At 41.4% G+C, this 13096-nt stretch carries 10 protein-coding genes and 3 tRNA genes; 7 read left to right on the forward strand and 6 right to left on the reverse strand.

Going from position 1 to position 13096, the window contains the following annotated elements; all coding sequences use genetic code 11:
• Positions 1 to 99 precede the first annotated feature (99 nt).
• The 3 genes from AC0KVP_RS05705 (at position 100) to AC0KVP_RS05715 (ending at position 411) form a co-directional block, all read left to right on the forward strand.
• Positions 100 to 184 (forward strand) — tRNA-Leu (locus AC0KVP_RS05705).
• Positions 185 to 219: 35 nt separating this feature from the next.
• Positions 220 to 293: transfer RNA gene (locus AC0KVP_RS05710), tRNA-Trp, on the forward strand.
• Positions 294 to 326: 33 nt separating this feature from the next.
• Positions 327 to 411: transfer RNA gene (locus AC0KVP_RS05715), tRNA-Leu, on the forward strand.
• A gap of 130 nt (positions 412 to 541) precedes the next feature.
• On the opposite strand, the gene AC0KVP_RS05720 is transcribed toward AC0KVP_RS05715, so the two are convergent.
• The 3 genes from AC0KVP_RS05720 to ahpC all read right to left on the reverse strand — a co-directional run bounded on the left by AC0KVP_RS05720 (position 542) and on the right by ahpC (position 2733).
• Positions 542 to 745 carry a hypothetical protein gene (locus AC0KVP_RS05720; protein WP_004696295.1) on the reverse strand — a complete coding sequence of 68 codons (204 nt, stop codon included), beginning with the start codon at positions 743 to 745 and terminating at the stop codon, positions 542 to 544.
• A gap of 488 nt (positions 746 to 1233) precedes the next feature.
• Positions 1234 to 1965 carry a hydroxyacylglutathione hydrolase gene (gloB, locus tag AC0KVP_RS05725; protein WP_473339560.1) on the reverse strand — a complete coding sequence of 244 codons (732 nt, stop codon included), beginning with the start codon at positions 1963 to 1965 and terminating at the stop codon, positions 1234 to 1236.
• A 204-nt stretch (positions 1966 to 2169) separates the two neighbouring features.
• Positions 2170 to 2733, reverse strand: a complete 564-nt coding sequence (gene ahpC, locus AC0KVP_RS05730; RefSeq protein ID WP_004982189.1) for an alkyl hydroperoxide reductase subunit C — start codon at positions 2731 to 2733, stop codon at positions 2170 to 2172.
• Between the two features lie 344 nt (positions 2734 to 3077).
• On the opposite strand from ahpC, the gene hrpA reads away from it, so the two are divergent.
• The 3 genes from hrpA to AC0KVP_RS05745 are packed head-to-tail and all read left to right on the forward strand — an operon-like array spanning position 3078 to position 8939.
• Positions 3078 to 7016, forward strand: a complete 3939-nt coding sequence (gene hrpA / locus AC0KVP_RS05735) for an ATP-dependent RNA helicase HrpA (protein WP_473339562.1) — start codon at positions 3078 to 3080, stop codon at positions 7014 to 7016.
• Positions 7017 to 7046: 30 nt separating this feature from the next.
• Entirely contained in the window at positions 7047 to 8159 is a 1113-nt protein-coding gene (locus tag AC0KVP_RS05740; RefSeq protein ID WP_473339564.1) for a beta-ketoacyl-ACP synthase III, read from the forward strand.
• 6 nt (positions 8160 to 8165) lie between these two features.
• Positions 8166 to 8939, forward strand: a complete 774-nt coding sequence (locus AC0KVP_RS05745; RefSeq protein WP_473339567.1) for a 1-acyl-sn-glycerol-3-phosphate acyltransferase — start codon at positions 8166 to 8168, stop codon at positions 8937 to 8939.
• A 23-nt stretch (positions 8940 to 8962) separates the two neighbouring features.
• Here AC0KVP_RS05745 and AC0KVP_RS05750 read toward each other — a convergent pair whose 3' ends face one another.
• From AC0KVP_RS05750 to AC0KVP_RS05760, 3 genes are all read right to left on the reverse strand, one after another.
• Positions 8963 to 9241, reverse strand: coding sequence for a hypothetical protein (locus tag AC0KVP_RS05750; protein ID WP_114836560.1), 279 nt, complete (start codon positions 9239 to 9241; stop codon positions 8963 to 8965).
• 270 nt (positions 9242 to 9511) lie between these two features.
• On the reverse strand, positions 9512 to 10507 hold the full coding sequence (locus AC0KVP_RS05755; RefSeq protein WP_473339573.1) for an ABC transporter substrate-binding protein: 996 nt from the start codon (positions 10505 to 10507) through the stop codon (positions 9512 to 9514).
• Positions 10508 to 10510: 3 nt separating this feature from the next.
• The gene (locus tag AC0KVP_RS05760; RefSeq protein WP_004982170.1) at positions 10511 to 11098 is read right to left on the reverse strand and encodes an ANTAR domain-containing response regulator; all 588 of its coding nucleotides are present in this window, start codon (positions 11096 to 11098) and stop codon (positions 10511 to 10513) included.
• A 591-nt stretch (positions 11099 to 11689) separates the two neighbouring features.
• On the opposite strand from AC0KVP_RS05760, the gene AC0KVP_RS05765 reads away from it, so the two are divergent.
• On the forward strand, positions 11690 to 13039 hold the full coding sequence (locus AC0KVP_RS05765; RefSeq protein WP_473339579.1) for an MFS transporter: 1350 nt from the start codon (positions 11690 to 11692) through the stop codon (positions 13037 to 13039).
• Positions 13040 to 13096 lie beyond the last annotated feature (57 nt).

The following is a 13096-nucleotide window of genomic DNA, read 5'->3' on the forward strand; positions in this document are numbered from 1 at the left end:
AAAATAGATTCAACTGCCGATTTTATGACAGAAAAGCGGGTGATTGCTTATAAAAGCGCTTGTCATATAGTGTCTATCGCTATAATATACACAGCCATTGGGGACGTGGCGAAATTGGTAGACGCACTGGATTTAGGTTCCAGCGCCGCAAGGTGTGAGAGTTCGAGTCTCTCCGTCCCCACCATAAATCATTTGAATTAAGATGGTTTATAAGGCAATAGAGGATTGGTGTAATGGTAGCATGACGGTCTCCAAAACCGTTCGTCAAGGTTCGAATCCTTGATCCTCTGCCAACTTAAAGTCTAACGCAAAGTTAGCACCCTGATGGGGACGTGGCGAAATTGGTAGACGCACTGGATTTAGGTTCCAGCGCCGCAAGGTGTGAGAGTTCGAGTCTCTCCGTCCCCACCATCAGTAATGAAGCAAGGTATTAAGCCTTGCTTTTTTATTGCCTAAAATTTAATAGATGATTCATATATAAAAAAAGCCCCTTTAAGGGGCTAAATTTTGATTCATCACGCGAAGTAAGTATGGAGCAATTTTAGGCTTTCAAATGGTCTTCGAATTCTTCACCGAGCTGCATGGCCAAGTTATTGCCCGCTAGGTCGCAAGTCACCAGTCCATATTCTTTTTTAAAGCTAAAAGTAAAGCCACGGTTGTCTGCTAAGGTTTTAACTGAATAACCTAATTTCTCTAGCCAAATACGGAAGGCGATGAGGTTTTTTGCTTTCACTACTTTTTTCACGAGGATATTCCTTTTTCACTGATAAATTATTAATAGGGATATTTCACGCTTTTTTAAAGGGGATTTTTTTATATATTTTTGTTTTTGTCTCTTTTTAAAGCAATCTAAACTAAGGCGAAAACGTATAGAAAGCATAAACGAGAGTCTTTCATTGTTTAAAATAATTTTATCATGATGAAAAATAATAATATTTTGAGATGAGTCTCAATACTTTAGGATGATGTGCATTCGTTGTAGAGAAATATTTTGTCGTAAGTAGAAATGTAATGATTTTTTTCAAAGGCTGGGTCTTTTGAGACAGTATTTTCAAACAGCCTTGCTCGTGATCATTCGATTCTGGCATCGTGTGGCTTGAAACTGCATTGGTTGAAATTTTGAGAGCTCAAAGGTTAAGGGTAGAAGCCCCAACTGATCATTTTAACTCAATAGAAGCATACATAATAGGAGACTGCGTTAGTCAGCAGTCTCTGTAAAGGGGAGGAGAACAATTAAAATTGATCCTTCAGATCACGCAGTCGTTTAAACTCTTCAACATTTTCTGTGCGTAAAAAAGGATTGGTTTCGAGTTCGATCTCAATACTGCTAGGAAGGGTGCATTGGCCCAAATAACGCATGGTTTCGACACGGTCTAAACGCTCTTGAATAGCGATATTGTCTGGTTCGACATGGTTGGCAAACTTCGCATTAGAGAGCGTGTATTCGTGCGTACAATAGACTTTGGTTTCGGCAGGCAAAGCTGCTAAACGATTGAGCGAATGATACATCTGCTCATGTGTACCCTCAAACACTCGCCCACAGCCCATAGCAAACAGGGTGTCACCGCAAAATAAAGTCTGGATGGATTCAATAAAGTACACAATATGGCCCAGTGTATGGCCAGGAACTGCTAAAACGTCGACATGTAAATCATGAAATGAAAAATAGTCATCATCCATCAATGCATGGGTGATGAATGGAATTTTAGATAATTCCTCACGTGGCCCATACACAGGAATATTCCGACTCGCAATCAGGTCAGAGACACCGCCAATATGGTCTTTATGCCAATGAGTCAGCCAAATTTGAGCAATGCTTAAGCCATGTTCAGTGCAATAATCTTCAACTAATCCAGCCTCAGTTGGATCAACCACCACGACTTGATTTGATGAGCTATGTTTCAGCAGCCAAATATAGTTTTGGAGTTGGTTTTTCACATCAATCATATGAACTTGATAAGTCATTTTTCTTCTTCAAAGAGCTGCATATATTCACTCTACTGTAGCGGGTACAAGCACTGAATTCCAGTCATGAATCATTTACAGCGCATAGAGGACAGGTGTTTATTGTTCTGTATTTTTCTCGTTCTTGTCATATTGTACTGTTATCTTGGACATAAAAAACCACGCTAAAAAGCGTGGTTTTTTATGTGTTCAATCTAATCTAAATTAGATTTTACCTACTAGATCGATTGAAGGAGCAAGAGTTGCTTCGCCTTCTTTCCATTTAGCTGGGCAAACTTCACCTGGGTGAGCGTGAACGTATTGAGCTGCTTTAACTTTACGAAGTAATTCTTGAGCATCACGACCAATACCACCAGCGTTGATTTCAACGATCTGGATTTTACCTTCTGGATCGATTACGAAAGTACCACGGTCAGCAAGACCAGCAGCTTCGATTAGAACGTCGAAGTTTTTAGAAAGAGTCCAAGTTGGGTCGCCGATTAATGGGTATTGGATTTTACCAATAACTTCAGAAGTGTCGTGCCAAGCTTTGTGAGTGAAGTGAGTGTCAGTAGAAACACCGTAGATTTCCACGCCTAATTTTTGGAATTCAGCGTAGTTGTCAGCAAGGTCACCAAGTTCAGTTGGGCAAACGAAAGTGAAGTCAGCTGGGTAGAAGAATACTACAGACCATTTGCCTTTAAGATCTGCTTCAGTTACGTCAACAAATTGACCGTTGTGATATGCAGTAGCTGCGAATGGTTTTACTTCAGTATTAATCAAGCTCATCATTGTCTCCATGATTGGGGTTTGTATTTAATGTTGAATAGGGTATCGAAATTTTTGTTATTGCTGAAACAGTATTTTTACATTACAAGAATCGGAAAAACCGAATCTTACTCCAGACTATTTCAGCGAATGTGATCATTCTGTTCATTTAGCATGATAAATATGATGACCAAATGACAAAATCATCTATTCCGCAACTCGTCTACAGACATGATGTCCCTAGGCTTAAAATTCAAGGGGATATTTGAAAAAAAGTTAAAATTAAAAAATTATGCTGTACTTTCGCTTCGCCGTATTACCACGTAAACTAAGCGATTGATGTTTTTGATGTAGGTATTTTTTCTGTGCAGCGTCCTTTAAATATAGAGCAATTGGTGATGGTCAAAGACCGTCATCGTTTAAACCGACTCAAAAAAGGAAAAGATGCCAACGAAAAGCAATATCAAGCATTATTTGAACAGTCGCATTTAAAAGTTCTAGAGCGTATTGAACGCATTCCGAATATTAAACTGAATCAAGACCTGCCTGTTACGCAGTATGCAGATAAGTTAATTGATGCCATTCAAGAGCATCAAGTGATTATCGTTGCAGGGGAGACGGGTTCGGGTAAAACCACGCAGCTACCGCAAATTGCGATGTTGGCGGGTCGTGGTTTAACCGGTCTGATTGGTCACACACAGCCACGTCGTTTGGCTGCGCGTAGCGTGTCCCAGCGTATTGCAGAAGAAGTTGGTGAGAAACTTGGCGAGTCCATTTCTTTTAAAGTTCGTTTTAATGAACAAGGCTCGCAGGATTCGATCGTCCGTTTAATGACCGATGGTATTTTGCTGGCAGAGCTGGCCAATGACCGTTATCTTAATAAATACGACACCATTATTATCGATGAAGCGCATGAGCGTTCGCTCAATATTGACTTTATCATGGGGTATCTCAAACAGCTTTTGCCCCGCCGTAAAGATTTAAAAGTCATCATCACTTCGGCAACTTTAGATGTAAACCGTTTTAGTCAGTACTTTAACAATGCGCCTATTTTTGAAGTAGAAGGTCGTAGTTTTCCAGTCGAGCTGCGTTACCGTCCTGTGTCTGAAATGAGTATTGTCGGTAGTGATGATGATGAGTTTGATGACTTTGAAGAAAATCTACCTCGTGCTGTTGTGCAAGCTGTGGAGGAATGTTTTCGGGATGCACAAGAAAAAGGTCACCCTGAATATGCTGATACTTTAATTTTTGCCAGCACTGAACAAGAGATTCGTGAATTACAAGAAACTTTGCAAAAGCATGGGCCGCGACATACAGAAATTTTACCTTTATATGCGCGCTTGGCCTTAGCTGAACAACAAAAAATATTTAATCCATCGGGTGGTGGGCGACGCATTATTATCGCCACTAACGTTGCAGAAACAGCGTTGACTGTACCCAATATTCGTTATGTGATTGACAGTGGTTTTGCGCGTATTTCTCGCTATAACTATCGTTCACGTGTACAGCGTTTACCGATTGAAGCGGTTTCACAAGCAGCGGCAAACCAGCGTAAAGGCCGTTGTGGTCGTATTGCCCCAGGTGTATGTATTCGTTTGTATTCTGAGGAAGACTTTCAAAGTCGCCCTGAGTTTACTGAACCCGAAATTAAGCGAACGAACTTGGCATCAGTGATTTTACAGATGCAAAGTTTAGGGCTGGGTGCTTTAGAAGATTTTGATTTTATTGAGCCGCCAGATCATCGTTTAGTCAACGATGGTCGTAAGTTGTTGGTTGAACTTGGGGCAATGTCTGATAAAGGTAAAGCCCCTCTTTTGCAAAGAGGGGTTGGGGGAGATTCATCTGAAGTCAATCCCCCTCAATCCCCCTTTTCCAAAGGGGGAGGTAAAGGAGATTTAACCAAAATTGGTCAACAAATGGCCAAAATGCCAATTGATCCACGTTTGGCCCGCATGATTTTGGGTGGGGCACATTTTGGTGTGTTGAATGAAGTCTTGGTGATCGTTGCTGCCTTGGCCGTACAAGACCCACGAGAACGCCCTGCGGATAAACAAATGCAGGCGGATCAGAAACATGCGTTGTTCCGTGAAGCCGATTCTGACTTTTTATTTTATATCAAACTTTGGGAAGCACTGGTTGCCAACCGTGACATGAGTGAAAACAAACGTCGTACTTTTGCGCGTAATCACTTTTTAAGTTGGTTGCGTCTACGTGAGTGGAAGAAAACTCATGAGCAATTGGTTGATTTGGCAAAAGGCTTAAAGTTGTCTTTTAATGAGAAAAAAGCCAGTTATGAAAATTTACACCGTGCACTTTTAACAGGTCTATTGTCTTTTATTGCCAATAAAACCGATGAACGCAATGTGTTTATGGCTGTGCGTCAGCAAAAGGCCCGCATTTTTCCAGCATCTACTTTACATAAGACCAATACGCCTTGGGTCATGGCTTTTGAGATGGTAGAGACCTCACAGGTCTACATTCGTACACTAGCAAAAATTGAACCTGAGTGGATTTTGCTTGCAGCAGGTGATTTGCTGAAGCACCACTATTTTGAGCCGCACTGGTCGAAAAAAGCAGGTGTGGTCAATGCCTATGACCAAATTTCATTATTTGGCTTAATTATTGAGCCGAAACGTCAGATCAATTATGAAAAAGTCGATCATGTTGTGGCACATGAAATTTTCCTTCGAGATGCACTGACGACAGGACATTTGGGTATTACGCCACCATTTTTAAAACACAACCTGCTTAAACTTGAAGAAGTAGAGCGGGTCGAAGATAAGCTACGCCGTCGTGATTTGGTGGTGGATGAAGAAACCATTTACCAGTTTTATGCGGCTAAAGTTCCTGAAGAGGTGGCAAGCCGTCGTAGTTTTGAAGACTGGCGCGCAACGGTTGAACCGCAAAACCCACGTTATTTATTTATCGATGATGATGCGCTGTGGATGAATGACCGTCCAACCACGCAGCAGTTTCCCGATTTTTTACGTAATGGTGAACTGCGCCTTGCGGCCAGTTACCGTTTTGATCCAAGCCATGACGAAGATGGAGCAACAGTGAAAATTCCGTTGCAAGCCTTGCCTCAGGTGGATGAAAACGTGTGGTCGTGGGGCATTCCCGGCTGGCGTCAGGATTTAATGGAAGCCTTACTCAAAACACTGCCTAAAGATAAACGTCGTCATTTGGTGCCTATCCCTGATACGGCTGCAAAGCTAATGGCGAAAGTAGATGCGATGCATCTGCAACAGCATATTTTTAGCTTTTTAGCCTTCCAGCTACGTGGCGAACAAATCACTGAAAAAGACTTTAGCTTTGAGCGGGTTGAACAATATTTATTGCCGTTGATTAAAGTCATTGACGACAAAGGCCGTGTGATTGAACAAGGTCGTGACTTGTCTGAGTTAAAAGCGCGCTGCCGAACGGAAACTCATAGTCCAGTCAAACAGCTCAAAGGTGAGTTCCAAGCTTTTCCTGAAAATTTTGTGTTTGAAGCGTCACAAAAAGTCACAGGTGTGGTGGTGAAGCAGTATCAAGCTTTGGTCCCAACCAAGGCATTTGCAGCACTGGAACAAAAGGATGAGTCTGGTGTCGTGATTCAGACTTTTAATGATCAAGCTGAGGCGATTAAACAGCACCGCGAGGGTGTACTTCGTTTGGTGCATATACAACTGGGGGATTTGGTCCGTCAGTTGAAAAAGCAAATTTCCAAACCGTTGGCATTGGCGTATTCACCTTTGGGCGATAAGGCGCAGCTGGAGCAAATGTTAGTTTATGCCACACTGCAAATGTCGATTCATGAACTGCCTGTTAATGCACAAGAATTTGAAAACTTAGTTGCAAATGTCAAAAAAACTTTTCTGACCCATGGGCAAAAAGCACTGGTAGATGTGACAGAGATCTATATCCAATGGCAGGATATACGTCGAAAGTTGTTGGTCTTAGATGATGCTGTGTTTGGGAAAAATATTGATGATGTTGAAGATCAGCTAGATTTGATGTGCTTATCAAACTTTGTCTATGTAAAATCTTCCGACATCTGGCTTGAATTTCCTCGATATTTGAAAGCATTGGTCTTGCGTTTGGAGCGCCTGCCCAATAACCTACAGAGGGATAATTCTGCCATTGATCAAGTTGACCCGTGGATGGAAAAATTATTTAAGTTTAAAAATGACACTCGCCTTAAAGAATTGTATTTCATGGTTGAGGAGTTTCGGATTTCTTTATTCTCTCAACCGATGAAAACAAAGATGCCCATTTCTCCGACTCGCTTGCAAAAAGTATGGGAAAAGCTTGGAATCAGTTAAGATATAGTTAATTTAAAGAAGGAGTTTTACATGGGCATCCGCATTACAGGTACGGGTCTTTATCATCCTGAAGACATCATTACCAATGAAGAGTTAGTTGAAAGTTTAAATGCTTATGTGGAACAGTATAACCTAGACAATGCTGACAAAATTGCTTCGGGCGAGTTGGAAGCCCGTCGTGGGTCAAGCGCAGAGTTTATTGAAAAAGCATCTGGTGTAAAACGTCGTTATGTGGTTGAGAAAACAGGGATCTTAGATCCGAAGCGTTTACGTCCATTGTTACATGAGCGTTCAAATGATGAACTCTCGATTCAAGCCGAATGGGGCGTGATCGCTGCAAAACAAGCGATGGAAAATGCAGGCGTAACTGCAGAAGATATCGATGTCGTAATTTTATCGTGCTCAAACTTACAACGTGCTTATCCAGCAGTTGCAATTGAAATCCAAACAGCATTGGGTATTCAAGGTTATGCCTATGACATGAATGTAGCATGTTCGGCAGCAACCTTTGGCATTAAACAAGCGTATGATGCGATTAAAGCGGGCGGACGCCGTGTATTATTGGTGAATGTAGAAATCACCTCTGGTCATACGGACTACCGTTCACGTGATTGCCACTTTATCTTTGGTGATGTTGCAACGGCTTCAATCATTGAAGAAACCGACAGCAAAACTGGTTTTGAAATTGAAGATATTAACTTATTCACACAGTTTTCAAACAACATCCGCAATAACTTTGGTTTCCTAAACTTAAGTGAAGTCGATGCAGAGATTGAAAACAATCGTTTCGCTCAAGACGGTCGTAAAGTGTTCAAAGAAGTTTGTCCACTGGTTGCCAAAATGATTACAGCGCAACTTGAGAAAAACAACATTGCACCGACTGATGTGAAGCGTTTCTGGTTACATCAAGCCAATGCCAGCATGAATGAGCTGATTTTGAAATTGGTCGTAGGCAAAGAAAATGCTCAGCCTGATTTAGTGCCGATCATTTTAGATGAATTTGCAAATACCTCTTCAGCAGGTGTCATTATAGCGTTGCATCGCACAGCAGACCAAGTCAATGACGGTGAATACGGTGTTTTGTGTTCATTTGGCGCAGGTTACTCTGTTGGAGCTGTGCTTGTGAAAAAACACGTCGCATAAGCCCATATGTTGCAGGTTGAACATGATGCAAAATGGATTAAACGCCTGAGTGCTTTATCCAAACTCTATTTCACACCGACATTTATCGGTGCTGAACAGTTAGATGCATCACAACCTGCAATGTATGTAGGAAATCATTCTATGTATGGTGTGCTTGATTCACCTATGTTGATTGATTATCTCTACAATGAGCATCAAGTGGCTGTGGTCAGTATTGCTGATCATAGCCATTTTTATTTGCCACTGTGGCGCAGTGTGGTGAAAAAATTTGGTGCAGTCGATGGTGTCCCGGCCTATGTACGTGAAGCCATGCAACAAGGCTATTCCATTTTGGTTTTTCCTGGTGGCGGACGCGAAGTTCTAAAACGTGAGGGCGAACAGTACCACCTGATTTGGAAACAGCGCTACGGCTTTTTAAAACTTGCTCAAGAATTTGGCTATGACATTGTGCCGTTTGCCGCGTTAGGCGGAGATGAAGTCTTTGATATTGGTTTTGATGCTAATAAAGTGATTCAGCACCAATATTTTCAAAAGTTGCTACAAGTGCCGCAGTTAAGTCGCTTGCTACGTAAAGGGGAGGTGATTCCATCTTTACCAAAACATTTGATTCCGAAACGCTTGCCTTTTTATTTTAAGTTTATGCCTAGACAAAGTTTGATGCATATTGAAAACCTAGAACAGTTACAGCAGTTCCGAGACCTGATTGCAGCAGAAATTTATACTGGGCTTGCAGACTTAAGAGTATTGCGTCAACAGCAACATGGTGACCGATTTGATTGAGCATTTGCAGGCGTAAAATCGGCTTAGTCTTCCTGTAAATCTTTCAACAAATGTGCAATTTTTAAAGTATGGGTCTTATTCCCTTTGACTTCCATAACCTTATTTTCCACCCACCATAAATATTCAAAAATTTCAGTTTCACTGGCTTGTTCACAAATGAATCGGAATAAACTGGGTAAGTATTCCTCATACTCATCTTGTAGTGCAGGATTGCGATAGATACACAGGGGATCCCAGTCTTTAATCAGTATTTTGTTAATCGCATGTAATAAAGAAACATGTCGATTTTCCTCGGTAAACATAATACACCCCGCTGTCCTTGGGTTAGTTTGACGTTTAAAAAAGAAGTTGTGATGAAGATTATTTATCTATTGTTTTCATGTTTTAAAAGATATTAGCGTGCTTTTCGCATGAGTAAATAGTACGCTCAGATAAATGGAAGCTAAAGAAAAATGTCTAATAAAGTGGCAGTAAAGTTAGATCGCAGATTTACTTAAAAATATTATTCAGAATAAATGTTTCAAAATAGTGCGTAATTACGGATTAAGTAACATATAGTAATAATTTAAAAATCAAGCCTTTGTTTGAATGACGCAATTTTCACTAATACCGCGAATTTCATCACTATCTAAATTTATATCATCCCATTTTTGCATTTGCTGTGTGAGCCAAACAAAATCCGAAACTTGAGGCAGAGCTTGTTCGGGAATAAAACCACGAATGATGTTCTGAATCAGGTGATATTTTTCGACGTGAACACTTGCTGAACACGCAAAGCGAATGATGTTGTAATCGACCAAGACTTGCCAAACCGGTTCAAGATCCTGCATCTGTTTAAGTTCAACTTGTGCTTTTTGGATGGCTTGGACGAGGGCTGCAAGTGTATTGGGATTGGAGATAGCCCATTCTTGAGTCACAGCCAGTACTTTGTCTGCGACGCGAGGAATAATTTCTGAGCCAGTCGCAACGATTTGGCTATAGCCTTGAATTTCCGCTTGTGTGTTCCAAGGTTCCCCAACACAAAAACCATCGATCAATTGATTTGAAATGGCTTCCACCATATAGGGTGGCGGTAAAGTGCGTAAATGTACGCGTTTGGAAAATTCAGGATTCGCCAATGCCAACCACTCACGTAAACAATAATGATGAATAGACTGCTTAAACACATGGGCAATCGGAAGATACTGTTCATGCTGCATGGCACTAAAGAATTTCTGTGCAGTGGTGGCTGCATCGTCAGTTTTTTTGATATCAAGCGCGTAGCATAGTTTTTGGCTTAAGCTGATAAAAGCACTGTTGTAGCTTAAGACGAGAGGGGTTTGTAGCGGAATACCGAGTTGATCTTGAGCGAGTGCAGCAGCAGGCAACATGGCAGATAAACAATGCGCGGCATCTAGAAAACCAAAAGCCAAACGATCTCTTAAGCTTGCCCAAGACGCTTCTTTGACTAAGCTTACGTCTAAGCCTACTTCCTCAAAAAAACCGCGTTGTTTAGCCCACAGTAAAGGAACACAGTCTAAAAGTGGAATATAGCCCAGATGAAGTTGTGACTTTTCGAGTTGAGCCATGACTTAGTCCTTGAGTTGAGATTGTAAAAGCTGTTGAGCATCCAACAGACGTCTTGCCATTTCACCGATGGTCATACGGTGGCTCATGGCATTTTTACGCAGTAATTGAAAGGCATCGTCTTCAGATAGTCCATGTAATTGCATCAGCAAGACTTTCGCACGCTCCACATCTTTACGATCGGCGAGTTTATTTTTGGTATCTTGTAAGTCTGTGAGCAACTTTTTGTGTTTACGAAACTGTTCGATCGAGATCTCTAAAATATTTTCTAACTTTGAAGGATCGATCCCATCCACTATATATGCCGTCACCCCAGCATCTATGGCACTTTTAATGGTGTCTTTATGGCTATTTTTAGTAAATAAAACAGTGGGCAGATTAAATTGGCTTACACAGCTTTCAATGATGTCACGTTGCGGGTGGTCCATATCTAACAAAATGACGTCAGCACTTAATTGTTCAAGACGGCTAATATTGATGTGATCGATAATCAGGCAGGCAACTACATCGAAATCATGTTCGATGAGGGAATTTCGAATATATTGTGCACGTTCTTGATTGTCATCAATCAATGCAATTTTCAGTTTAGGCATACTGTACAGTGCTCAGGAAAACCTGAAAATGAGATCTAAAAGTGTACAAGCAATTTAAATGCCAAACTTAACAAATGCCAGCTTTATCTCGAATCAGGCAGTCAATCTTTATGGTCGCGATTACAGGCAAAGTATGCATGTTAGCATGAAGACGATTGCGGATATGGGTTCAGTAAATCGAAGTGTTGATGTTCTCAATCGATTTGTGCATCTAAGGGCGAATTTCTAGATGTCGTGCTTAGAACAAAGCAATGTCGTTTATTTGAGAAAGCAGATGCTCATCGATAATGCAAAATGCACCAAGAGGTAGCAGTGTTTCAAAAAGTCGGAAAAATTAGCTGTTGTGCTTTAAAAATAAAAAGAGCTGACTATATCGAATTATAAGATTATTTTTTAAATAAATTTTTAAAAAACAATATGTTGTTATTTAATTATAAATATTGGCACACTCATTGCTTTATCTCTAATGAGTCAAAGACGACTCTAAATCAAATTTGTAAGACGGCCAACGACGTCCGTTCTGATCGCTTCTACATCCCAAGAGTTTGTGCTGTAGAAAAACTATACGCTCAGTTCAGTCTGGAGAAGGTTATGTCTTCAAATTTACATGCTAAAAAAGCAACAAAAATAAGTCTTTTCAGTTTTAACGGCGCAGCAATGAGAGCCTTCCACATGAGTTGGCTCGCCTTTTTTGTCTGCTTCTTTGCTTGGTTCGCTTGTGCTCCGCTGATGCCAGTGATCGCGGGTGAATTTCATTTAACCAAAGATCAAATTGCCAATATTAATATTGCGGCCGTAGCCATCACCATTTTAGTTCGTCTTATTGTGGGGCCGCTGTGTGATAAATACGGCCCGCGTAAAACCTATACTGCACTTCTAGTACTCGGCAGCATTCCAGTCTTTGGAGTCGCGTCTGCAAATAGCTATGAATCCTTCTTGTTCTTCCGTCTATTGATTGGTGCGATTGGGGCAAGCTTTGTCATCACTCAGTATCACACCAGCATTATGTTTGCGCCAAACGTAGTCGGGACTGCAAACGCAGCGACAGCAGGCTGGGGTAATGCAGGCGGTGGTGCAACACAAGTACTCATGCCATTGATGCTTGGTGCCTTAGTGATGTTTGGTGTAGAGCAAGCGATGGGCTGGAGAATTGCACTGATTGTTCCGGGTATCTTGATGTTGATCGTGGGTTTGATGTATTGGAAATTTACTCAAGATTGTCCACAAGGCAACTTCAAAGAACTTCGTGCAGAGGGTGTCAGTGTTGGTTCAGATAAAAAAGGTGGTGTAGCGATTCTGATGCATGCTGCGAAAAACTACCGTGTTTGGATTTTATTTGGTGCCTATGCCGCGTGTTTCGGGATTGAAATTTTTATTCATAACATTGTCGCGATGTACTACGTTGACCACTTTAGCTTTGGTTTAAAAGAAGCCGGGATGGCGGCTGGTATTTTCGGTTTACTGGCACTGTTTGCTCGTGCTCTGGGCGGCATTGTGTCAGACAAAGTCGCAACCAAAAAAGGGCTTGATGGTCGTACTAAAGTGTTGTTTGGCATGATTCTGCTGGAAGGTATCTTCCTCGTCCTATTCTCTCAAATGAATACCCCTATCTTTGCGATACTCGCAATGACAGTCTTTGCATTGTTCACGCACATGGCATGTGGTGCAACTTATGCTTTGGTACCTTTTATTGATCGTGATGCTTTGGGCGGTGTGGCAGGCATTATTGGCGCAGGGGGTAACGTGGGTGCAGTGGCAGCAGGTTTCCTACTCAAAGGTATGTTGGATATTCAAACCACACTGATGATTTTAGGTGGCTTGGTGGTCATCGCTGCAAGTTTTGTTCTCATGATTCGCTTCTCTGTTGAGCATAAAGAAAAGGAACAGCGCTTATTCGAACAAGCAGTACATGATCGTAGCATTGCTGAAGCGCAAAACTAAATAAAGAGATTAAACCCAAGCCTCAAGGCTCAGGCAGAACAAATGAAATATTGCGGA

The sequence above is a fragment of the Acinetobacter sp. DL27 genome, from assembly GCF_055810995.1.

Bases quoted from the DNA above. Each gene is read 5' to 3' on its own strand.
- gloB (WP_473339560.1), bottom strand. From the start codon at position 1,965: ATGACTTATCAAGTTCATATGATTGATGTGAAAAACCAACTCCAAAAC.
- ahpC (WP_004982189.1), bottom strand. From the start codon at position 2,733: ATGAGCTTGATTAATACTGAAGTAAAACCATTCGCAGCTACTGCATAT.
- AC0KVP_RS05740 (WP_473339564.1), top strand. From the start codon at position 7,047: ATGGGCATCCGCATTACAGGTACGGGTCTTTATCATCCTGAAGACATC.
- AC0KVP_RS05745 (WP_473339567.1), top strand. From the start codon at position 8,166: ATGTTGCAGGTTGAACATGATGCAAAATGGATTAAACGCCTGAGTGCT.
- AC0KVP_RS05750 (WP_114836560.1), bottom strand. From the start codon at position 9,241: ATGTTTACCGAGGAAAATCGACATGTTTCTTTATTACATGCGATTAAC.
- AC0KVP_RS05755 (WP_473339573.1), bottom strand. From the start codon at position 10,507: ATGGCTCAACTCGAAAAGTCACAACTTCATCTGGGCTATATTCCACTT.
- AC0KVP_RS05760 (WP_004982170.1), bottom strand. From the start codon at position 11,098: ATGCCTAAACTGAAAATTGCATTGATTGATGACAATCAAGAACGTGCA.
- AC0KVP_RS05765 (WP_473339579.1), top strand. From the start codon at position 11,690: ATGTCTTCAAATTTACATGCTAAAAAAGCAACAAAAATAAGTCTTTTC.